General features: G+C 41.7%; 24 protein-coding genes. 11 read left to right on the forward strand and 13 right to left on the reverse strand.

What is annotated here, in order from left to right; all coding sequences use genetic code 11:
* Positions 1 to 60 precede the first annotated feature (60 nt).
* On the reverse strand, positions 61 to 684 hold the full coding sequence (locus tag R5R67_RS09430) for a TetR/AcrR family transcriptional regulator (protein WP_001195323.1): 624 nt from the start codon (positions 682 to 684) through the stop codon (positions 61 to 63).
* A gap of 149 nt (positions 685 to 833) precedes the next feature.
* On the opposite strand from R5R67_RS09430, the gene R5R67_RS09435 reads away from it, so the two are divergent.
* From R5R67_RS09435 to dnaJ, 4 genes are all read left to right on the forward strand, one after another.
* Positions 834 to 1,934, forward strand: a complete 1,101-nt coding sequence (locus tag R5R67_RS09435; protein ID WP_001050652.1) for an efflux RND transporter periplasmic adaptor subunit — start codon at positions 834 to 836, stop codon at positions 1,932 to 1,934.
* A 2-nt stretch (positions 1,935 to 1,936) separates the two neighbouring features.
* Positions 1,937 to 5,062 carry an efflux RND transporter permease subunit gene (locus R5R67_RS09440; RefSeq protein ID WP_318754814.1) on the forward strand — a complete coding sequence of 1,042 codons (3,126 nt, stop codon included), beginning with the start codon at positions 1,937 to 1,939 and terminating at the stop codon, positions 5,060 to 5,062.
* Positions 5,063 to 5,201: 139 nt separating this feature from the next.
* A complete protein-coding gene (locus R5R67_RS09445; protein WP_000529425.1) occupies positions 5,202 to 5,579 on the forward strand; it encodes a hypothetical protein in 378 nt (125 codons plus the stop codon).
* Between the two features lie 104 nt (positions 5,580 to 5,683).
* A complete protein-coding gene (gene dnaJ / locus R5R67_RS09450) occupies positions 5,684 to 6,796 on the forward strand; it encodes a molecular chaperone DnaJ (protein WP_001119029.1) in 1,113 nt (370 codons plus the stop codon).
* Between the two features lie 114 nt (positions 6,797 to 6,910).
* Here dnaJ and R5R67_RS09455 read toward each other — a convergent pair whose 3' ends face one another.
* Positions 6,911 to 7,261, reverse strand: a complete 351-nt coding sequence (locus tag R5R67_RS09455; RefSeq protein ID WP_000555691.1) for a hypothetical protein — start codon at positions 7,259 to 7,261, stop codon at positions 6,911 to 6,913.
* Between the two features lie 184 nt (positions 7,262 to 7,445).
* Here R5R67_RS09455 and dapB point away from each other — a divergent pair, with 184 nt between their 5' ends.
* Together dapB and R5R67_RS09465 are read left to right on the forward strand one after the other, a co-directional pair.
* On the forward strand, positions 7,446 to 8,267 hold the full coding sequence (gene dapB, locus R5R67_RS09460) for a 4-hydroxy-tetrahydrodipicolinate reductase (RefSeq protein WP_001271390.1): 822 nt from the start codon (positions 7,446 to 7,448) through the stop codon (positions 8,265 to 8,267).
* A gap of 51 nt (positions 8,268 to 8,318) precedes the next feature.
* The gene (locus R5R67_RS09465) at positions 8,319 to 8,972 is read left to right on the forward strand and encodes an START domain-containing protein (protein ID WP_001036017.1); all 654 of its coding nucleotides are present in this window, start codon (positions 8,319 to 8,321) and stop codon (positions 8,970 to 8,972) included.
* A 40-nt stretch (positions 8,973 to 9,012) separates the two neighbouring features.
* On the opposite strand, the gene R5R67_RS09470 is transcribed toward R5R67_RS09465, so the two are convergent.
* Complete coding sequence (locus R5R67_RS09470) at positions 9,013 to 10,203, reverse strand: MFS transporter (RefSeq protein ID WP_001097146.1); 1,191 nt, start codon at positions 10,201 to 10,203, stop codon at positions 9,013 to 9,015.
* Between the two features lie 4 nt (positions 10,204 to 10,207).
* Entirely contained in the window at positions 10,208 to 11,011 is an 804-nt protein-coding gene (gene dkgB, locus R5R67_RS09475; RefSeq protein ID WP_030424075.1) for a 2,5-didehydrogluconate reductase DkgB, read from the reverse strand.
* A gap of 120 nt (positions 11,012 to 11,131) precedes the next feature.
* Between dkgB and R5R67_RS09480 the strand changes: the two genes are divergently transcribed.
* A complete protein-coding gene (locus tag R5R67_RS09480; protein WP_000843079.1) occupies positions 11,132 to 12,034 on the forward strand; it encodes a LysR family transcriptional regulator in 903 nt (300 codons plus the stop codon).
* Here the strand turns inward: R5R67_RS09480 and R5R67_RS09485 are convergent.
* Positions 12,018 to 12,392, reverse strand: coding sequence for a hypothetical protein (locus R5R67_RS09485; RefSeq protein WP_000770104.1), 375 nt, complete (start codon positions 12,390 to 12,392; stop codon positions 12,018 to 12,020). The two genes, R5R67_RS09480 and R5R67_RS09485, sit on opposite strands and share 17 nt — an antisense overlap.
* A gap of 90 nt (positions 12,393 to 12,482) precedes the next feature.
* Here R5R67_RS09485 and R5R67_RS09495 point away from each other — a divergent pair, with 90 nt between their 5' ends.
* Positions 12,483 to 13,907, forward strand: a complete 1,425-nt coding sequence (locus R5R67_RS09495) for a PLP-dependent aminotransferase family protein (protein WP_318754815.1) — start codon at positions 12,483 to 12,485, stop codon at positions 13,905 to 13,907.
* Between the two features lie 2 nt (positions 13,908 to 13,909).
* Here the strand turns inward: R5R67_RS09495 and ahr are convergent, their stop codons facing one another.
* The 8 genes from ahr to R5R67_RS09535 form a co-directional block, all read right to left on the reverse strand.
* Complete coding sequence (ahr, locus tag R5R67_RS09500) at positions 13,910 to 14,938, reverse strand: NADPH-dependent aldehyde reductase Ahr (protein WP_005130516.1); 1,029 nt, start codon at positions 14,936 to 14,938, stop codon at positions 13,910 to 13,912.
* Positions 14,939 to 14,976: 38 nt separating this feature from the next.
* Positions 14,977 to 15,537, reverse strand: coding sequence for a DNA-3-methyladenine glycosylase I (locus R5R67_RS09505; RefSeq protein WP_000857016.1), 561 nt, complete (start codon positions 15,535 to 15,537; stop codon positions 14,977 to 14,979).
* A 30-nt stretch (positions 15,538 to 15,567) separates the two neighbouring features.
* Positions 15,568 to 15,813, reverse strand: a complete 246-nt coding sequence (locus R5R67_RS09510) for a hypothetical protein (RefSeq protein ID WP_001287365.1) — start codon at positions 15,811 to 15,813, stop codon at positions 15,568 to 15,570.
* Positions 15,814 to 15,822: 9 nt separating this feature from the next.
* Positions 15,823 to 16,359 (reverse strand): M23 family metallopeptidase, encoded by a 537-nt coding sequence (locus tag R5R67_RS09515; protein WP_001253744.1) that lies wholly within the window; start codon positions 16,357 to 16,359, stop codon positions 15,823 to 15,825.
* Positions 16,360 to 16,406: 47 nt separating this feature from the next.
* Positions 16,407 to 17,441, reverse strand: coding sequence for an A/G-specific adenine glycosylase (gene mutY / locus R5R67_RS09520; RefSeq protein WP_001113878.1), 1,035 nt, complete (start codon positions 17,439 to 17,441; stop codon positions 16,407 to 16,409).
* A gap of 140 nt (positions 17,442 to 17,581) precedes the next feature.
* Positions 17,582 to 17,944, reverse strand: coding sequence for an HIT family protein (locus R5R67_RS09525; protein ID WP_000130110.1), 363 nt, complete (start codon positions 17,942 to 17,944; stop codon positions 17,582 to 17,584).
* Between the two features lie 185 nt (positions 17,945 to 18,129).
* Positions 18,130 to 18,867, reverse strand: a complete 738-nt coding sequence (locus R5R67_RS09530) for a dienelactone hydrolase family protein (protein WP_000100769.1) — start codon at positions 18,865 to 18,867, stop codon at positions 18,130 to 18,132.
* Between the two features lie 171 nt (positions 18,868 to 19,038).
* Positions 19,039 to 19,197 (reverse strand): DUF1328 domain-containing protein, encoded by a 159-nt coding sequence (locus R5R67_RS09535; RefSeq protein WP_000490267.1) that lies wholly within the window; start codon positions 19,195 to 19,197, stop codon positions 19,039 to 19,041.
* Between the two features lie 194 nt (positions 19,198 to 19,391).
* Here R5R67_RS09535 and R5R67_RS09540 point away from each other — a divergent pair, with 194 nt between their 5' ends.
* The 3 genes from R5R67_RS09540 (at position 19,392) to R5R67_RS09550 (ending at position 22,503) form a co-directional block, all read left to right on the forward strand.
* Positions 19,392 to 19,850, forward strand: coding sequence for a YcgN family cysteine cluster protein (locus tag R5R67_RS09540; RefSeq protein ID WP_000102817.1), 459 nt, complete (start codon positions 19,392 to 19,394; stop codon positions 19,848 to 19,850).
* 112 nt (positions 19,851 to 19,962) lie between these two features.
* Entirely contained in the window at positions 19,963 to 21,132 is a 1,170-nt protein-coding gene (locus tag R5R67_RS09545; RefSeq protein ID WP_002040427.1) for a PQQ-dependent sugar dehydrogenase, read from the forward strand.
* A gap of 105 nt (positions 21,133 to 21,237) precedes the next feature.
* Positions 21,238 to 22,503 (forward strand): replication-associated recombination protein A, encoded by a 1,266-nt coding sequence (locus R5R67_RS09550; protein ID WP_001285405.1) that lies wholly within the window; start codon positions 21,238 to 21,240, stop codon positions 22,501 to 22,503.
* The last annotated feature ends 6 nt before the right edge of the window (positions 22,504 to 22,509 follow it).

Genomic DNA, 22,509 nt, shown 5'->3' on the forward strand with positions numbered 1-22,509 from the left:
CTTATAACGCTTTAAAAGTCGACATGCACCCGTTGCAAATTTTGGCAATCGGACTTTGGTTTAATGCCGATATCTGAGTAGAAATAAATCAATAGCATCCCGAATAAACCGATCTATCTCTTGAGCATTCGGTACAGGAATAATTCTAAGTAGAACCTTGTGATGGCGTACACCAAGCAATAAGGTCAAAAGCAGCTCTGTTTGATATAGCGGATCATCGGCTTGAATAAAACCTAATTGAGCAGCTTTTTGAAAAAACTCAACTAACTGATTTTGCAGACGAGTATGGGATGCATTAAAAAACTGTAGGGCGAGTGGACTTTGCTCTGCTGCAAGTTCAAATAATACATGCTCGAGTTTAAGTGCTTCGGGGGAATAAATAATCTGCAAGGCACGTGAACACACCATATAAAGTGTTTGATAAAAGTCTGCCGATGCATCTAATTCAAATGGTTTAGTGCCTAGAGTCTCTTCACAAGTTTCTGTAATGGCACAGATAAACAGGTTTGCTTTGTCTTGAAAGTGATTATAAACCGTGAGTTTAGTAACGCCTGCTTCCTGTGCAATCAGGTTCATGCTGGTACCGTGATAACCGGACTTTAAAAAAATAGCTTTAGCGGCCTGTAAGATACGAGCACGCTTTTCCAGATCTTTGGGGCGACCACTTTGATTAACTGTTTGCACGAAACCCTCTAATAAAACTATATAAAAATAAATACTTATAAGTTTTTCTTTAATTAATGTACCGTCGGGTATATTAATTAAAAAACAAACAAACTATGATGCAAATATATTGTGCCTTAAAAAACCAGTTTGAATAAGAGCGATAAGATATGAATCTGTTAAAACCTCTCATCATGAGTATGATGATTGTTTGCATGGTCACATTAACGGGGTGTAGTAAAGAGGCTCCTAAAACAGAAGAAATACCCTATGTGATGGTGACCCAGCCTTCAACCACACTTCACGAACAAAAAAGCTATGCTGGAGATGTACAGGCTCGACAACAAACTGCCTTGGCATTTCGGGTGGGTGGACAAGTTACGGCTCGCTATGTGGATGTAGGCGACCGAGTTAGAGTTGGGCAAGTATTAGCAAAACTCGATGTGGCAGATGCACAGCTACAATTAAATGCTGCCAAAGCTCAATTAGAAAACGCACAGGCAGCAGCAAAAACAGCCTCAGATGAGCTTAAGCGGTTTCAACAATTATTACCCATAAATGCCGTAAGCCGTTCGCAATACGATACGGTAAAAAATCAATATGATGCGGCTCAGGCAGCATTACAACAAGCTCGTTCTAATTATGAAGTCTCTGCTAACCAGACTGGTTATAACCAACTTGTTTCTAATAAAAACGGGGTGATTACAGCGCGTAATATTGAAATTGGACAGGTGGTTGCAGCAGGGCAAGCGGCTTATCAACTGGCAATTGATGGTGAACGTGAAGTGGTCATCGGCGTACCGGAACAAGCAGTTAGCGAGATTAAAGTTGGCCAAGCGGCATGGATAACTTTGTGGTCTAAACCGAACGAACGATTTGCTGGATATGTACGCGAAGTTTCTCCAGCTGCTGACCAGTCCCGTACATTCACAGTTAAGGTGGCACTCAAAGAAGGTCAGTCTGCTATTCAGCTGGGACAAAGTGCACGCGTATTTTTTAGTTCGACTCAAACTAATGTCATGAGTGTGCCACTTTCGAGTGTATCTGCAACAGATAACCAACCTTATGTATGGGTGGTGAATGCGAATCAGACCTTACGTAAAGTGCCTGTAACGATTGGTGCTTATGGCAGAGATAGTGTGCCGGTATTATCGGGTTTAACACCAAATGATTGGGTAGTGATTGGTGGTGTGCACTTGCTGCGCGATAAACAGAAGATTCACCCGATTGATCGTGAAAATCGTGCAGTGAAAATTCAGGGAGCCAAATAACCATGAAATTTAATCTCTCTGAATGGGCACTGAACAATAAAGGTATTGTCCTTTATTTCATGCTCTTGCTCGGCATTATTGGTGCAATTTCTTATTCAAAACTCTCACAAAGTGAAGATCCGCCATTTACCTTTAAAGTCATGGTCGTACAAACCTACTGGCCAGGCGCGACAGCCAAAGAAGTTTCTACTTTAGTTACGGACCGTATCGAAAAGGAACTGATGACCACAGGTCAGTATGACAAGATTATGGCGTATTCCCGTCCAGGCGAGTCGATGGTGACTTTTGTTGCTAAAGATTCTCTCACTTCTGCGCAGATTCCTGATGTTTGGTACAACGTTCGGAAGAAGGTCAATGACATTCGCCATGAACTCCCAAGTGGTGTGCAAGGTCCATTTTTTAATGATGAATTTGGCGATACTTTCGGTAATATTTATGTACTGACAGGCAAAGACTTTGACTACGCGCTTTTGAAAGAATATGCCGATCGTTTGCAATTACAGCTACAGAGAGTCAAAGATGTAGGCAAAGTTGAGCTGATCGGGCTACAAGATCAGAAAATCTGGATTGAAATTTCAAACACTAAAGCGGTTCAGCTCGGTATTCCTGTTTCTGCCATACAAGAAGCCCTACAAAAGCAAAATAGCATGGCAAGTGCAGGCTTTTTTGAAACTGGAACGGATCGTATTCAAATTCGAGTAAGTGGCCAACTACAAAGCGTAGAGGATATTAAAAAAATGCCTTTACTGGTAGGCGATAAAACCATTCAGCTTGGTGACGTTGCTGATGTCTACCGTGGTTTTAGCCAACCTGCTCAGCCGCGTATGCGTTTTATGGGTGACAATGGTATTGGTATTGCCGTATCTATGCGTAAAGGCGGCGATATTATTGCCTTAGGTAAAAATCTGGAAACTGAATTTGCCCAACTGCAAAAAACATTACCTCTAGGTATGAAACTACAAAAAGTATCTGACCAACCAGTAGCGGTACAACGTAGTATCCATGAGTTTGTCAAAGTACTTGCTGAAGCAGTCATTATTGTCTTGTTAGTGAGCTTTTTCTCTTTAGGTTTCCGGACGGGTTTAGTTGTCGCTTTTTCCATTCCTTTGGTTTTAGCAATGACTTTTGCTGGCATGAATTTATTTGATGTCGGTCTGCACAAGATTTCGCTTGGTGCCCTAATTCTAGCTTTGGGCCTGCTTGTAGACGATGCCATTATTGCGGTCGAGATGATGGCCATTAAGATGGAGCAGGGGTATAGCCGAATTAAGGCCGCCGGATTTGCATGGAAAACAACAGCATTTCCGATGTTGACGGGGACATTAATTACCGCCGCAGGCTTTTTACCTATTGCTACGGCTCAGTCCAGTACAGGTGAATACACACGCTCTATCTTTCAGGTCGTGACGATTGCTTTATTGGTGTCGTGGGTTGCTGCAGTTTTATTTGTACCTTATTTGGGTGAAAAACTACTACCTGATTTTACCAAGACAGGTCATCAAGCACCTTGGTATGTCCGTTTATGGGCAAGAATAACTAAAAAACCGCAACCGCAAACTGTGGCCATTTCACAGGACCACCATTACGATCCTTATCAATCGAGTTTCTATTTACGTTTTCGGAAAATGGTCGAGTTTTGTGTGACCTACCGTAAAACCGTGATTGCAACAACGGTGGGGATTTTTGTGCTATCTGTACTCATGTTTAAGATGGTGCCACAGCAGTTTTTCCCGCCTTCAAACCGCGCTGAAATTTTAGTCGATTTAAAACTCGAAGAAGGCGCATCGTTAACCGCTACAGAGCAAGCGGTGAAAAAGGTTGAACAATTCCTGTCTAAACAAAAAGGCATTGATAATTATGTAGCCTATGTCGGTACAGGTTCACCACGTTTTTATTTACCTCTAGATCAGCAATTACCGCAAGCCAGCTTTGCGCAGTTTGTTGTTTTGGCATCATCGCTTGATGATCGTGATGAAATTCGCCGTTCTTTAGAAACCCAAATTAAGCAGTTACTCCCACAAGTCCGTACTCGTGTGTCATTACTCGAAAATGGCCCACCTGTTGGTTATCCATTGCAATATCGCGTGTCAGGTGAAGATTTAAATCTGGTACGTAAAGAAGCACAACAGGTTGCTAGGGTAATTAGTGAAAACCCGAATACCACCAATGTGCATTTGGATTGGGGCGAGCCAAGCAAGATTATTTCCATTCAAATTGATCAAGACCGTGCGCGACAAATGGGTGTGTCTAGTGTGGATTTGGCGAATTTCCTGAACGCCTCAATTACAGGTAGTGCAATTGAACAGTATCGTGAAAAGCGTGAGCTGATCGAAATCCGATTACGTGGTGATAAAGCTGAGCGCGTTGAAGTAGCTTCACTGGCGAGCCTTGCAGTACCAACAGCGAATGGAACAACTGTACCTTTAGCCCAGATTGCGAAAATTGAATACAAATTTGAAGATGGTCTGATTTGGCACCGTAATCGGTTACCGACAATTACTGTTCGTGCAGATATTCGTACCAATTTACAGCCAGCTACTGTTGTTGGAGAGTTAGCTGAATCAATGGACAAGTTACGCACTGAGCTACCAAGTGGCTACCTCATTGAAGTGGGGGGAACAGTGGAAGAGTCGGCACGCGGACAAAGTTCGGTCAATGCCGGTATGCCACTCTTTTTGGCAGTGGTCATGACATTACTCATGATTCAGCTGAAGAGTTTGTCTCGGGCAACAATTGTATTTTTGACTGCTCCATTAGGCTTAATTGGCGTTGTTTTATTCTTACTTTTGTTTAATAAACCATTTGGTTTTGTTGCCATGCTAGGAACCATCGCCTTATCCGGCATGATTATGCGTAACTCACTTATTCTGATTGATCAGATTGAACAAGACAGACAGGCAGGGCATCCAACGTGGGAAGCAATTATTGATGCAACAGTACGCCGTTTCCGTCCGATTATTCTCACGGCATTGGCAGCCGTACTCGCCATGATCCCTCTTTCGCGGAGTATTTTCTTCGGTCCAATGGCTGTTGCGATTATGGGCGGACTCATTGTTGCTACCTTGCTGACATTATTTTTCTTACCTGCATTGTATGCAGCGTGGTTTAAGGTGAAAAAAACAACATAAAATACATAAATTTTTTGTGAATAAAGGTGCGAAATATTGAAAAGTCCAATATAGTAGCACCTGTCTTTACACAAAAAATACAGGATTATTTCGCTGCATAAAAAATAGGCATAATGCAGTGAATTGAGGTGAAATACAGATGGGGCAAGACCATATCGAACAGCATCGCCGTTATATTGTAATTTCTTATGCGTTCATGTTTCTTGCATTGTTTACGGTTATTTTTGCGGCCTTTGCTTATCTGGTCGCTCGTAAAGTAGCTGTTGTGGATGATGCGGAAGTTTGGATTCATGCTCATGCGCTATGGATTATGCGCAATGGTATTCTATTCCTCCTCATGTCAGTTTTTGCTGTGGTCTGGTTTATTCCTCTCTTCTTTTTTGCATGGGATAGCAACCTTTGGGTAACGGCTTCAACAGTTGCTGGTGTAGTTTTTAGTGCTATTGCTTGGTTATTTTTATTAAATGCATGGTTAAAAGGCTTGTCTAAATATTTAAAAAATAAGGCAGTTTTTTAATATATCTGTTTTTTGAAAGTTTTCCCCTTGTAAATTCGGCTAAAGCCCCCCATTTAGTCGGCAATAGAGTATTGATAAAATTTCCGTGAGGAGCACCGCCAAACATGGCTAAACGTGATTATTATGAGGTTTTAGGCGTTTCAAAAACCGCAAGTGATGATGAGATCAAAAAAGCCTATCGTAAATTGGCGATGAAATATCATCCTGACAGAAACCCTGACAATGCCGAGGCTGAAGAAAAATTTAAAGAAGCTTCTGAAGCTTATGAGATTTTATCGGACAGCGAAAAACGCAGCATGTATGACCGTATGGGACATAATGCGTTTGAAGGCGGCTTTGGTGGCGCTGGTGGTGGCTTTGGCGGTTTCAGTGCAGAAGATATTTTTAGCCAGTTCGGTGATATCTTTGGTGGAGCGTTTGGTGGCGGCGGACGTCAGCAACGCCAACGTCGCGGTTCAGATTTACGCTATGTAATGGAACTTACCCTTGAGGAAGCTGTAAAAGGGGTTAAAAAAACAATTACCTTTACTGCTCCAGCACCATGTGATGTATGTGATGGTAAAGGCTCTAAAAATCCAAAAGATGTGGAAACTTGTAAAACTTGTCACGGTTCAGGACAAGTGCGTATGCAGCAAGGTTTCTTCTCTGTACAACAAACTTGTGGCACATGTCGTGGCCAAGGCAAAATTATTAAAAACCCATGCCATGCATGTCATGGTTCAGGTGTAGCAGATCGTCAGCAAACATTAGAAGTGACGATTCCTGCAGGTGTGGACAATGGTGACCGCGTTCGTTTAAGTGGTAAAGGCGAGGCTATTCGTGATGGTCAAGCTGGTGACTTATACGTTGAAGTGGTTGTTCGTGAACACGAAATTTTCCAACGTGATGGTGCCGACTTATATATGGACGTACCAGTAAGCATTGCTGATGCTGCACTTGGTAAAGAAATTGAAATCCCGACTTTGGAAGGCCGAGTTAGCTTGAAGATTCCTGAGGGAACTCAAACAGGTAAATTATTCCGTTTACGTGGTAAAGGTGTGCGCCCTGTACGTAGCAGTATGGTGGGTGATTTACTTTGCCGTATCGTGGTAGAAACACCGGTTAACCTAACCTCTCGTCAACGTGAATTACTTAAAGAATTACAAGCATCTTTCGATGGTGAAGACAGTGCGTCTTCACCAAAGAAAAAATCTTTCTTTGATCGCTTATTCGATTAATGATTGATTAGATCAGAAATTAAAAAGAAGGCGGATATTGATAAAATATCCGCCTTTTTATTGCGCTGATTCATCTTATTATTTTTATTTTGCTTTAAAGAAAATGACTCGTAATTATTCTGTAGGATGAGCGACATCAATATCATCAACACTTACGTTGAGTTCACTTGATACAACTGGAGCCACTACAGCTTCGACAGTAGCTTGAGGAGCTGGTTGTATAGCTGCTTTTACTGTTTCTTCAGTTTTTTCTTCAATGATTGGATCAATATCTTCAACTTTAACCTCAGCAGTAGCATCGCTTGTTTGAGCTGTAGGTGTTGCTGCTTGAGTATTTACGTTTGTTGTAATACGTGCTTTAGATAAGCTCTCTAATGTTTCTCCGGGCTGGATTGCAGGCTCTGCAAATGCCACTGAACTTATTATCCCCATAATGGCGATTAGGCCAATAATTTTCGAATGCATGCTGAACTCCTTATAGTCATCTTTTTTTCATTCGTGGCTCAGTAGTGTGCAGATCAATTCTTTAACTTTTGTGAAAACAGATTAAATTCCGGTTCCCTTTAAAAAATATTTTTTACCTTTTATTGTGGGCAAAGAGTTTTGATATAGTAAGCCAATTATGTAAAACAGAAGATTGGGAAGGATTATGTCAGCAGCTCCACGCATTGGTATTTTGGGTGCAGGCGGCCGTATGGGTCGTACACTTATTCAGGCAGTTCAACAAGCAGGCTATCAATTGGCTGCGGCAGTAGAGCGTCCAGAAAGTAGTTTGGTCGGCACAGATGCTGGTGAACTTGCAGGAATTGGTTCAGTGGGTGTGAAGGTTTCAGGAAGCTTGGCTGATGTACTTAAAGATTGCGATGTAATCATTGATTTTACTGCACCAGCTGCAACCGCCCAGCATTTAAAGCTATGTCGTGAAGCTGGGGTGGCTATGGTGATTGGCACCACAGGGATGTCTGATGAGCAAAAGGCTGAATTGGATGAAGCAGCAACGCATACACCTGTTGTATATGCTGCGAACTACTCTGTTGGCGTAAATGTATCAATCAAGTTACTTGAGCTTGCAGCAAAAGTATTTGGCGATACAGTAGATATTGAAGTGATTGAGGCTCACCACCGTCATAAAGTAGATGCGCCATCTGGTACTGCATTAATGATGGGTGAAGCAATTGCGGGTACTTTAGGCCGTAACTTAAAAGAAGTTGCTGTTTATGGTCGTGAAGGGCATACCGGTCCACGTGATCGTCAAACCATTGGTTTTGAAACCATCCGTGGTGGTGATATTGTAGGGGAACATACGGTCATGTTTATTGGTGAGGGTGAGCGTGTTGAAGTCACTCACAAAGCCACTAACCGTATGAACTTTGCTGCCGGTGCAGTACGAGCTGCTGCATGGGTTGTGGGCCGTGAAGCGCGTAAATATGACATGAAAGATGTTTTAGGGTTGAACGACGTACAGGTGTAAACCATCTGTACACTTCCCATATGTGGCGAGAAAAACAAGATAGAGCAGAACATGAATAAAAAACAAATTGCTTTGACCACTCTTCTTTGCTTAAGCAGCCTCTATACAGGGGCTGCCTCTACAGACAAGGCTAAACTCAGCCTAGACCGTAATCATATTAAAGTGTGGACCTATCAAAAAGCAGATAACCCAGTCTTTCAATATAAAGCGGAAACAACGTTTGATGTACCCCTTGAACGCGCTGTGGCGGTAATTTTAGATGTAGATCGTGCAGCTCAATGGGTGCCTTATATGGGCAAGGTTCAAATGCTTTCTCAGGATGAAAAGAAAGGCGAATTTACTTTATATATGGTGTTAGATTTTCCTTTTCCGCTAAAAGACCGCGATGTAGTGGTTAAAGGAAAAATGAGTAAAGCGGCCAATGGCCTGATTACTATTAAAAATACGGCAGTTAATAGTAACTATCCTATACAACCCGATGTCGTGCGCCTAACACGCTATGAAGGGGACTGGACATTTCAGAAACTTGCCAATAATAAAGTCAAAGTCACCACTAGTGGCTATGCTGATCCAGCGGGTGCAATTCCGTTGAGCTTCGTCAATATGTTTGTTCAACAGCAACCTTATCAGATGCTGCTTAAAATGAAACGGGAAGTAATGAACCCGATTTATGAGCAACCTAAGTTGCCGGAAATTTTAAAATAAATAAGCTAAAAAAAGCGCCTGATCTCAGGCGCTTTTTTTATTAGTCTGAACACTGTTGTAAGGTTTGAGCGGGGCTGCTTTCTCGTTTGATTTGGAATAAAACCAATAACAAACCTAATCCCGCCAGTAAGGCACCCGCAAAAGATACTGCACTATAACCCCAACCTAAATCGAGTACTAACGCACCTGCAGCAGCGCCTACTGCATTACCTAGGTTAAACGCACCGATATTTACTGAAGAGGCAAGCCCTGGAGCTTCGTGAGCAACTGACATGACACGCATTTGTAATGGTGGTACTAAAGCAAAGGTTGCTGCACCCCATATCACCAACGCAATGGCTGCTCCAATCTGGCTTTGAGCAAGAATTGGGAAAGTCACCATCATCACAATCAACAGTACCAAGAAACCAATCAGAGTTTTGTTGATGGACAAGTCTGCAAAACGGCCGCCTAAATGGTTACCAATCGAGAAACCGACACCGATCAACACCAACATGAACGTAATGAAGGTTGGTGAAGCATGCGTAAACTCAGTCAAACTTGGCGCAATATAGGTGTAGAGCGTAAACATTGCACCTGCACCGAGTACGGTAGTGAGTAATGCAAGAACCACGGGGGTACGCGTTAATACTTTTAACTCGGCCTTCACGTTTGGTTTTTGGGCAACCATACCTTGCGGTAATGCTTTCCACAAAGCGAGCATAGTAATAATGCCGAGCACGGAAATCGCAAGGAAAGACATACGCCAGCCAATGTTTTGCCCAACCCATGTTGCCAAAGGCACACCACCAATATTGGCAATGGTTAAGCCCATAAACATGGTTGCCACTGCACTAGCCTGTTTATGCGCTGGTACAATACTCGCTGCCACAACAGAACCAATCCCGAAGAAGGCACCGTGGTTCAGGCTTGTAATGAGACGTGCACCTAATAAGCTCATATAATTTGGCGAAAACGCTGCAATCAGGTTACCGACCGTAAAGATCGCCATCAAAAAAATCAGTGCATTACGTCGTGCAAAACCTCCAAACCACAGGGTCATAAACGGTGCACCTAGCATTACGCCAAGTGCATAGCCTGTAATTAACATACCGGCTGTTGGAATTGAAATCCCTAAATCATTAGCGATGTTCGGAAGTAACCCCATTGGGGAAAATTCCGTGGTGCCAATGGCAAAGGCACCAATTGCCAATGCCAATAACGAGAACGCCGTATTTGATTGAGTGTTCATGAGTTTAGTCCCAAACTGGTGCCCATGGCTCTGGGCTAACTTCACGACTGTTACGGTCGAGTTCGGCAATCATTTGCATTTCAGCCGCAGTTAACTCGATATCCTGTGCTTTTAAATTACTAATCAGGTTTTCACGTTTAGTCGAAGATGGAATGACTGCAAAACCACGCTGCAATGCCCATGCTAATGCAATTTGCGCTGTCGTTGCTTTATGAGCTGCTGCAATCTCCGCTAAAACAGGGTCTTGAAGCACTTTGCCGTATGCAAGCGTCATGTATGAAGTGACATCAATATTCTTCTCTTGTAAGAAATTCACAATTTTATGGTTTTGAAGATAAGGACTCAGCTCAATCTGGTTCGTTGCAATATGCTCTACACCAATTGTGTCAATTGCTTGTTGGGTAAGTGCAATATTGAAGTTTGAAATACCAATTTGTTTGGTTAAGCCTTGTTGTTTTGCTTCAAGTAAAAGCTGCATGATTTCAGGAATTGAAACGCCTAAATCCGGTGCTGGCCAGTGAATCAAAGTTAAATCGACATGGTCAGTACGAAGCTTTTGTAAGCTCTCTTTTAAGCTTGGAATAAACTTCTCTTGAGCAAAATTATCTACCCAGATTTTTGTAGTTAAAAACAAGTCCTGACGTGATACGCCACTTTCAGCAATCGCTTGACCAATTGCCGCTTCATTTTCATAGATTTGAGCAGTATCAATTGCACGATAACCGACATCTAGCGCATTTTTAACAGAATCAATCACAGCTTGTTCTTTAAGGCGGAAAGTTCCTAGACCAAAACGTGGGATATTCATGTATTCACCTGAAATTAAATAATTGTTTAACTTGAGGTGCATTTTGCTTTTTTTATTGTTGCGAAAAAATAGATGAATAAGCAAAATATCTTTGATGTTTAGTCAATAATAGAATAAACCATGAAATCAACAATTGAAGAACTTGTTGCCTTTATCACAATTGTTGATACAGGTTCATTTGTGGCAGCAGCAGAACATTTAAAGCAAACACCTTCGGGGGTGAGCCGATCTTTAACCCGTTTGGAAGCAAAGTTAGATGTGACTTTGCTAGAGCGAACAACGCGTAAATTGAAACTGACTCAAGAAGGGCAACAATTTCTTATAAAGGCCCGTAAAATTTTAAATGAGCTGAATGCGGCCGAAGAAGAACTTCAAAAGTCTGATCAAGGTACTGCCGGTCTTATTCGGGTTGATTCTGCCACACCGTTTGTTTTGCACGTGATTGCACCATTAATGCATAAATTCCGTGAGTGTTACCCCGATATTGAAATCGAATTAAATAGCAATGATCAGGTGATTGACTTACTTCAGCATAAAACCGATGTCGCATTTCGATTTGGGGAACTTAATGACTCTAGTCTGCACGCCAAGTTGGTATGTAAGAGCCGTTTATATATTGTGGCAAGTCCTGACTATCTAGCTCTTAAGGGAACGCCAACACAACCTGAAGAACTTGAACAGCATGATTTGATTGGCTTTACTAGACCTACTTATATCAATAGCTGGCCAATTAAAGTTGGCGATGAATATTTTTTTGCCCAATCAAAAATTAAAGCATCGAGTGGGGAGACCGTACGCCAACTGACGATTAGAGGACACGGCATTGCGCGACTATCTGAATTTGAAATTTGGAAAGATATGGAAGAAGGGCGATTGATTGCATTATTTGAAGACAAAATTGAGCATCAATATCAAAGCATCCATGCTGTGTATTATCAACAAGAGCATCTACCAAAACGAATCCGTTTATTCATTGAATTTTTGGCAGAACAATTAAAAGATGGTTTTAAAAACGCTCTCTAAAGGTCGTATAACTATCAGTTGGAATATGAACTTCTAAAATAGGTGTCGTTTGTCCTTCTGCCGAATGTTGAGACAGAAAATAGCTTTTTTGCTGTTCTTGGCAGCTAAAATATAGTTTGGAATAGACTGAATTCACCATAACAACTTCATTTGAGCTATTACGTTTGTATTGATAATGAGAAATCGCACTGGTTTCATCATCAGTGCGTTGCTCCATTTTGTAGTCTTGCTGGTTGGTCATTTTTAAATAACCTTCAATCAAACTTTGGCAAACCGTGTGTCTGTACTGTTCATTTTTTGGTTGTGGTTGGCAACCTGCTAAAACAATAGTAAATAACAATATAACTTTTAATTTCATTGGCTTGCTACTCTCTGAGTTGATTTCCATAGCCTAAAGGTGTTCTATAAACCAGTACAGATACAGAAATTTTTAAAAAAGCAGCACAGAATGACTTTTCAATATCAGGTTCTTGCCAATCAATTAGCACATCGTATTTATCAAGATGAACTTAAACCTCATCAAAAACTCATTTCCTTACGAGATTTTGCCCGTCAACATGGTATTAGTTTAAGTACAGCAAAAAGTTGCTATGAATTACTTGAGGCGAGGGGACTCATTTATGTAAAGCCGAAGTCAGGTTATTTTGTGGTTGCTCGCACCCCAGTTAGCCCTATTCCGGATAGTCCTGATTTCTTATCTTTGCCTCGACATGTCTCAAATCTGGAGTTGCATAACCAAATTCAGGAAGCTGCCTTACAAAGTCATCTTGTACCTTTGGGATCGATTCAGTTAACGCCCCACTTTATTCCTGTAGAGGGTTTACGTCGTTCTATTCAACGTGCTTTAAAAAATTGTCAGCCACAAGATTTTCTTTATTGTAATAAACAAGGTCATGAACAATTAAGAAAAGCGCTATCCGATCATTGGTGTGAAGATGGTATTTATATCGCTCCAGAAGATATTTTTATTACCAATGGCTGTATGCCGGCTTTGTCTTTAGTGATTCAGAAGCTTACTGAAGTGGGTGATAGTATTCTTATTCCTACACCCACCTACAATGGTCATTTACAGTTATTAGCAAGTTTAAAACGACAAATTGTTGAGATTCCGGCAGATCATCGTGGTATTGATCTTGAGCGCTTAGAGTCCTTAATGCAGCAAGGTTTGGCGAAGGTTTGCTTAATGACAGCGAACTACCAAAACCCTTTAGGATATTGCTTTAGCAACACAGAGAAGCAGAAGATTGCTGAATTAGCTGCAAAGTATCAGTGTTTTATTATTGAAGACGATATTTTCGGTGAATGTGGCTACAGTAGCGAGCGACCATTACCCATTCGATATTGGGATCGCGAAGGTTATGTGGTTTGGTGTGGTTCAGTGTCGAAGTCTTTGTCGAGTGCGTATCGAGTAGGATGGTTTTGTTTAACGACAAAGTTAGAGCATTTAAAACTTGAACTGTTGGTAAGTAATATCGGGGTGAATACGCCCTTGCAGTTAGGTCTAGCTGATTTTATTTATAGTCGGGGTTATCGAGAGCATTTAGAGCAGTTAAGGCCTAACTTGATGCGGCAAGTGGAAGAATACCGTAGCTGTATTTTAAGAGCCTTTAAAGGTATACCAATTGCATTGAGCCAGCCCGAAGGCGGATATGCATTATGGATACAGTTACCTAAGAGTGTAGATAGTTTAGCGCTCTATTACACTGCACAAGCTCAGGGAATTACTGTAGTACCGGGCCATGTTTTTGGTGAGGATGAACGCTATCGACATTTTATTCGTTTAAACGCAGGCCATGAGTTAACTGCAAATGTCCGCCAAGCGATTAAAAACTTGGCAGACTGGTCGCGACAACAGATGCAAACAGTGAGTTAGTTTTATTCTGCAAAGTCTGCTTTAAGCACAATGCGGTAGCGTGCTTGACCCGAGTGTAGACGTTCAATTGCTTCATTGAGCTGTGACATTGGAAATAGCTCAATTTGAGGCGCAATTTTTTTGCGTGCGGCAAACTTTAAAAGTTGGCGTAGAGCGGCAGGTGAACCTGTAGGTGAACCAGTTACTGATTTGGCACCATCAATGAGAGAACCTACAGAAACAGGAACAGGTTCTAGGGTTAGTCCTAAAAAGTGCAAAGAACCGTTTGGTGCTAGCGTTGAAATGAAAGCACGCCAATTTAAAGTCACATTTACGGTACTCAGCAATAAATCAAATTTACCCTTTTGAGCTTTTACCGCTTCTGTATCGCGGCTATTCACCACATGGTCGGCTCCCATTGCTTTGAGTTCTTCGGTTTTATCTGGGTTAGAACTAAAAGCCGTAATTTCACACCCCCATGCTTTAAGGAGCTTAATGGCGATATGACCCAAACCACCAATACCAATCACACCCACGTGATGTGTTGCCTGAATTTTGTGTTTGAGTAATGGGTCAAAAACGGTAATTCCGCCGCAAAGTAAAGGGCCTGCACTTTCGGGGTCTAAATCTTCGGGAAGGGGAATGGCCCATTGCCAACCAGCACGAACCTTATCGGCAAAGCCACCCGCATGTCCCACGATTGTTGCGATATTTTCGCCCGTACAAAGTACTTGCTGACCACCAATACACTCATCACAGGCTTGGCAACTTTCAGCGGTCCAGCCAATACCGACACGTTGCCCAATTTGTAGTCCTTTGGCTTCTGAGCCTAAAGCAACAATTCGTCCAATAATTTCATGGCCTGCAACTACAGGGTACACGGTTGAGCGCCATTCATTATTTAAAACAGAAATATCAGAATGACACAAACCACAGTATTCAACTTTTACCTCAACCTGATGCGGTTGTAATTCACCTGCATCAAATTTGTATGGGACCAGTTTTTCACCTGCCTGCATTGCAGCATAAGCCTGAATCGTATTATTGCTCATCGGAAACTCCTTAAGCGGATTTGAACCGTTCTGGTGGGTTATGAAGCTTTAAATTGACAATCATTTTCATGGTCATTGACCATACCCACTGCCTGCATAAACGCATAGCAGGTGGTTGGACCAACAAATTTGAAACCATTTTTTTTAAGCGTTTTGGAAAGTTTTAGGCTGAGCTCAGTTTGAGCAGGGGCCTTGCGATAATCTGCAACATCATTGTGTTGAGGAGTGGCATCTACAAACTGCCAAAGCCATTTAGAAACATCACCAACTTGGGCTTTAAGGGCTTGCCAAGCAATTGCATTATCACGAATGGCTTTGAGTTTGCCTAAGTGACGAATTAAGCCTGCATCGGATAGTTTTGTTTCTAAAAAGTCATCCGTAAATGCAGCAATGTCAGCAATAGGATGATTAAAAAAGTGCTGGCGGTAGCTTTCTCTTTTTTTCAGTACGGTAATCCAAGATAGACCTGCTTGTTGGCCTTCAAGACAGAGCATTTCAAATAATCGGGCTTCGTCGTGTTCTGGTTTGCCCCATTCTTCATCATGGTAAGCAATATAGAGTGGATCATCGGAACACCATCCGCAGCGTTGAGTTTTCATGATGATGCTCCTTATATTTATCTTGGTATTTTAGAGTTTGAATGGTACCCATTCATTTGGGCGAGTATCCCAATAATACAGTTCAGCTTGAGTTAAGTCTTCAAACTTTAGCCAAAAGTCTTTGCCAACTTTATCTGAAAAACCGGTACTGATCAGTAGGGCATCATCACTGATTTCCATGATCCAGCCTTGATAGCTATTGCCATTTAAAATGATCTTTTGCTGGTTGCCAGACTCGGCAAACTCTACTAAGCGATTGATCAGCGCTTCCGACATAAAATGTTCCTAGCGTAAATATGAATAAGGATTAACAGCACCACGACCTTTACCATCTAAGTAAAGACCATAATGAAGATGAGGTGAAGTATAACGTGCATTGCCCGTGTTGCCGACATAACCAATGAGGTCACCCTTTTTGACATAGTCGCCTACGTTTAAGCCACGTTTATGTCCATCAAGATGAGCATAATAATGCCATGTTCCTGCCGGGCCTAAAATCCAGATCACTTTGCCACCCAAGTTGTTATTACGAAGATCGGCAATGAGCCCTTCAGTTGCACTGTACACTTTGGTTCCACGTGGAGCCAAAATATCAATTCCTTCGTGGCTACGGCCCTGACTCCGAGCAGCTCCCCATGTGTCTTTTAGCTCATCTCGATCGACACCTTTTACCGGAACAGGAAGCCGACTTGGAAGCTGCATACTCTTGAGTTTGCTAACTTGGGCTGGTGAAAGCGGGGCAGGTTTTTTAGGCGCACTGGCACAGGCTGCCAATAGAATAATGAGAAAACCAAGTGAGAGATGGGAAACTAAACGTCGCACAAAATACTCCCTGTCACAGCCATATCAAAATTATTTTGCTCACTATGTCATGAACGGCTTGTCGAGATCAATTTTTTCATAGCAGTTGGAACACCTTTAGCAATAGCTTGTTCTGGACTCAGCCATTGGCCTTCAAGTTCAATCGCCAGATGTTCTTTTTGATCAGGTTCCACGTGGAACACATGAGCATTAAGTAACCATGTGAAGTGAGTAAAGCTATGACTGATCTGAAAAGTTTGTGGTTGAGGTTGTAGCTTAAATTGCTGACTTAATTTCAAGCGTTCATGTTCATTTTCTAAAATAGGTAAACAAAATAAACCGCCCCATAGACCATGAGCTTGGCGTTGTTGCCAGAACCATTCATCTTCGCACTGAATAATAAGAACATCTGCCGTTTTAACAGGCGGTGTTTTTTTCGGTTTTTTAAAAGGTAATTCTTGTTCTAAACCTTGCTGGTAAGCCTGACAATGAGCTTGCATTGGGCAATATAAACAAAGAGGTTTTTTAGGCGTACAGATGGTCGCACCCAAGTCCATAATTGCTTGAGTGTAGTCATGATTGCGTTGGGTGGGACAAAGCTCTTCAGCCAGTTTCCACATTTCACGTTCGTGCTGTGGTTTGCTTAAGTCATCTTCAATGGCAAAGAAGCGAGCTAAAACGCGTTTCACGTTGCCATCCATAATCACGCCATACTGACGTAAACCTAAAGACATGAGTGCACCTGCGGTCGAGCGACCAATGCCCGGTAGTGCAATCCATTCTTCTAGGGTTTCAGGAAATTTGCCTTGCTGTGCTACAAGGCGGGCAGCTTTATGCAAATTGCGGGCACGAGCGTAATAGCCAAGACCTGCCCAATAAGGGGCGACTTCATCCCAAGTTGCATAGCCTAAAGCTTCTACAGTTGGGAAGCGCTCCATAAAGCGGTCAAAATATTGCAGAACTGTTTTTACCTGAGTTTGCTGTAACATAATTTCAGAAACCCAGACTTTGTATGGATCATCTGCGACTTGCCAAGGCAAATCATGCCGACCATGTTGATCGAACCAGTTTAAGAGGGCATCAGAAAAAGAAAATTCAGGCATGAACAGCTATAGAAGAAAAGTAAGGGCTAAATTATAGCTGAAATTTAGGTGAAATTTTGTTTAAAGCAAACGAAGAAAATGGACATATGAAAACAGGGCCTACATCAAAAATGTAGTCCCTGTTCTATGGGTAAAAAGGATTAATCCTTTTGTACACCCCAACGTTGATCAAGTTTCAACGGTTGATTTTTGTAATATGGAATGACATGAATGTGGAAATGGTCAGAAGTTTGTCCAAACACTTCACCATCATTAAAGCCAATATGGAAACCGTCTGGCTGATGGCGAAGCTGGGTTTCATGACGGGCAATTTCAAGAAGTGTCAGTAAGCCTTGGTGCTCTTTAGACGTAATATCAAAAAACGAGCTGACATGGCGTAGTGGAGTCACTACACAGTGACCTTTAGACAACGGATTCGGGTCTGGCAAAATTACAGCAAATTCATTCTTATCAATGATGTCATATTCATCAAAATCGCAATACGGACATTTCTTGTCAGTCATTGTTGTATCCTCTCATGTTATTCCATTAAACCCCGAGTGCGGGAAATAAGACTAGGCTTTGCTCTAGCTCAACGGGAGTATATTTATTGAAGTATGGTTTAAAAAATACAGTAAAAATATTGCAAAGTCATAAACATTTAAGGGAGCAAATGCGAAAAATGCCATTTGCTCCAAATTTGCTTCTTTTATTTTAAAGTACGTTCTAATAAAGCGTACATTTTAGCAAGGCCTTGTTTTTCCGCTTCGCTGTTGTAGCCAAGGTCTACACCATTCGCTTTAGCTCTTTCATCTGCAAGCGGGTTACTAAAGCCATGTTTAGCATCTTTTAAAACCACTACCTCATGTTTAACCTCAGCAGCTTGCATCTCTTTTTCAAAATTAGCAACATCTTCTATGGTGACCATGCTGTCTAGTTCACCATGTAGAACCAATACCTCACCTTGAATGTTGCCTTTTTGAGCAGGAGCCTTAGGAACTAATGTACCATGGAATGTCGCAGTTGCTTTGAGGGGAGCACCTGAGCGAGCTAGATCGAGTACCACTTTGCCACCATAACAAAAACCTACCGCTGCAAGTTTTTCACTATTTACTTCCGGTTGAGCAGCCAAAGTCTGAAGCCCTGCGTTGGCACGATCAGTCACCGTGTCTAGATCTTCAAATGTCTGCATCATCCATTCATAAGCTTGAGCTGCAGTCGTTGTTACTTTTTTATCGCCATACATGTCAATTGCAAGTGCAGCATAACCGTGTTCAGCAAGTTCACGCGCACGTTGTTCAGTGTATTCGTTACGACCCCACCACTCAGGACCAATAATGACACCTGGTACAGGTGTTTCACTTTCTGGAGCCGCAAAGTAACCAATTAAATGGCTACCATCTGGTGCAGTATATTGAATTTCACGGGTTTTAATTGCTGTACTCATGACATTAATCCTGAAATTTAACTTGATTTAAATACGCTTGATTAAAGCATAAAAAATAAAATCCATATAAATAACTATGTAAAAAACTACATCAAAAGAAAAGCATAGAAATATTTATGCAATAAAAAAAGAAGGAACGAGTTCCTTCTTTTTGATATGGTCATGATTAAATTAAGTTCGGCCTCGCGAAATAAAACCAATAACAGCGAGAATTACAGCTATCACTAATAAAATCACGGCAAAGTCTTTAGATAACCCTGCAACACCACCAAACCCTAATAGACTGGCAATGAGTGCAATCACTGCAAAAATTATTGCCCAACGGAACATATGCTGTCCTCCTTATTTTTCATTGTCTTTTTACTATATAGCGTGTTTTTTGCACGAAATGTGTCGTTTATGTGGTTGAAATGTATATTAAACAATCATTTTGTGATGCCAAAAATACGGCTTCTTTTCTTAAGACCAGCGTACTTCAATGCTATAATCTCACTTTGCTTGATCTATATAGCCGTTAAAATCTTATGTCTACCGAGACCTCACTTCGTCCATTGTTTTGGAAAAATTATACGCTAGAGCAACTGACTCAGGCTGAGTGGGAGGCACTGTGTGATGGATGCGGATTGTGCTGTTTGGTCAAGCTAGAAGATGAAGATACACATGAAGTTGCGTACACCAAAGTGGCGTGCAAGTTACTTGATTGCAATACTGGACGTTGTTCTGACTACCCAAACCGTCAGCAGCAAGTACCCGACTGTTTACAACTAACACCGGAAACTTTAAAAACCATACACTGGTTGCCATCGAGTTGTGCCTATAAACGTTTGAATGAAGGCAAAAATTTACCTTCTTGGCACTATTTAAATACGGGTTCCAGACAAAGCGTAGTGAAAGCGAAAAAGTCGGTAGCAGGGCGTTGTATTCCTGAAACTGATGTACATGAAGATGATATCGAAGATTATGTGGTGCGTTGGGTGCGTTAATACGCTCCCGATGAGCATTTTTAATTACAGCGTATAATAAAGTAACATTTTTATCGTAAATTTTTTAATCATCTCCGTTATATAAAAATAAAAGCAAAAGGAGATAAAAATGATGAGACGATTAGCAGCCCCCTTATTATGTAGTAGTTTCTTCTTGTTAATGGCCTGTGGCTCTAATAATACTAATTCAAAAAATCCTGAACAAAATACAACTGCAAAAACAGAGCAGACCAGTGCTGCCAAACAAACTTATCAGGTCGAGGCAGTCGCACATTTTAATGAGCCTTGGGCGATCACCAGTTTGCCTGATCAGCGGTTATTGGTGACTGAACGGCAAGGTAATCTAAAAATTTTTAATCCACAAAATAAACAAGTGCTAGATGTTCAGGGTGTTCCAGCGGTGAACTATGGCGGACAGGGCGGTTTAGGGGATGTTGCTCTACACCCAGACTTTGCCAAAAATCACTGGATATATCTTAGTTATGCAGCCAAAGGGCAAGGTGGGTCTGGTGCAGTGATTTCACGTGCAAAATTAGATTTATCTAATCCTAATCAGCCAAAACTCACCGATGTAAAGCAGATTTGGCAACAAGTACCTAAAGTCTCAGGACAAGGCCATTATGGGCATCGCATGCTTTTTGGTGCAGATGGTAAGCTTTGGGCCAGTTCAGGTGAGCGCCAAAAGTTTGACCCTGCCCAAAATATGAAAAGCAACTTGGGCAAAATCTTGCGTTTAAATGACGACGGTTCAGCAGCCTTAGGTAACCCTTTTTATGAGCAAGGCGGTGTCACTGCTGAAATATGGTCACTTGGACATCGTAACCCATTAGGAATGGCCTTTGACCGTAAAGGACAGCTATGGGTGGTTGAGATGGGGCCAAAAGGTGGTGATGAGCTTAATATTATTACCAAAGGCGAAAACTATGGTTATCCGATTGTTTCAAATGGAGATCATTATTCAGGTCAGCCTATTCCAGATCATCACACGCGCCCAGAGTTTAAAGCACCAGAAATTGACTGGACCCCTGTAATCTCACCGTCGAGTTTAATTATTTATCGCGGACAACAATTTCCCGCATGGCAAAATAAAGCTTTAATTGGCGGGTTATCTTCAGAAGCAATTGTTGTTGTAGATTTAGAGCATAAGCCCGTAAAAGAAGTACAAAGATTAGAGATGAAGCAACGTATTCGTGGGTTACATGAGGCACAAGACGCTTCAATTTGGGTAATTGAAGATGGCCCCAATGCTCGTTTACTCAAGCTGAGTAAGAAACCCTTTTAATGCTAGGAAATACCCTGTAAATAAAGGATGTGTCTCATAGATTCAAATTGTAGATTTCTGTGAGACACAATAGACTATAGTGAAAAGACGATAAAGCTATTTGAGATGTCAGACACCCATATTCCACTTCCTGAACGCCTGCGCCCGAGAGACTTGTCTGAAATTATTGGGCAAGATCATTTGTTAGGTGAACATGCGCCCTTACGTCAAATGATTGATCAGGGGCATTTGCCTTCTATTATTTTTTGGGGGCCGCCAGGCGTCGGTAAAACGACAATTGCTTTGCTTTTAGCTCAGGCAATAGATCGTCCATTTGTGAGCTTATCTGCGCTGAATACGGGCGTAAAAGAATTACGTGAAGTAATTGCAGAAAGTGGTGACTTACTGACACCTGTAGTTTTTATTGACGAAATCCATCGCTTTAATAAATCACAGCAAGATGCATTATTAGGTGCCGTAGAAAAAGGTAAAATTACATTAATTGGCGCCACCACTGAAAACCCGTCTTTTGAAGTCAATAGTGCACTTTTATCACGCTGTCAGGTCTATACCTTAAACAGTTTAGACAGTGAAGCAATTCAGACGCTACTTAACAATGCACTCCAAAAAGATAAATTTTTAAAAGAACGTTATATTCATATTGAAGAGTATGATGCTCTTTTACAGTTTGCAGCAGGTGATGCCCGTAAAGCACTCAATTTACTTGACTTAATTGCAAGTACTTTTGAGCCCGAAGTTGAAAATACGATTACCAATGCAGTTGTAGTAAAAGTCGCTCAGCAAAATATTGCGCGTTATGACAAATCGGGTGAACAGCATTACGACCTCGTTTCTGCCTTTATTAAATCGATTCGTGGTAGTGATCCGGATGCGGCTTTGTACTGGATGGCGCGGATGCTTAAAGGTGGGGAAGATCCGGTTTTTATTGCAAGACGTATGTTGATTGCCGCTTCAGAAGACATTGGAAACTCGAATCCAAATGCACTATTGCTTGCAGGTGAATGTTTCCGTTCTGTACAGGCGGTGGGAATGCCGGAGGCTCGAATTATTTTGGGTCAAACAGCAGTTTATTTAGCGACCAGTGCAAAAAGTAATAGTACTTACCTCGCGATTAATAAGGCGCTAGAACTTGCTGAGAAAACGGCAAATTTACCAGTACCTTTACACTTGAGAAATGCGCCAACCAAGCTGATGAAACAGCAAGGTTATGGGATTAATTATCTCTATCCTCATGACTACCCTGAGCACTTTGTACTACAAGACTACTTGCCACCTGAGTTAAAGGGAACCAAACTCTATGAGTCGGCAAGAAACAAGCGTGAAGTTGAAGGTGAACGCCTACAACAACGCAGATGGCAGCAGGAACAATAGTTTATT

Origin of the sequence: Acinetobacter sp. OYA S30 (assembly GCF_033599315.1) — a bacterium.
GTDB classification, from domain to species: Bacteria; Pseudomonadota; Gammaproteobacteria; order Pseudomonadales; family Moraxellaceae; genus Acinetobacter; species Acinetobacter baumannii.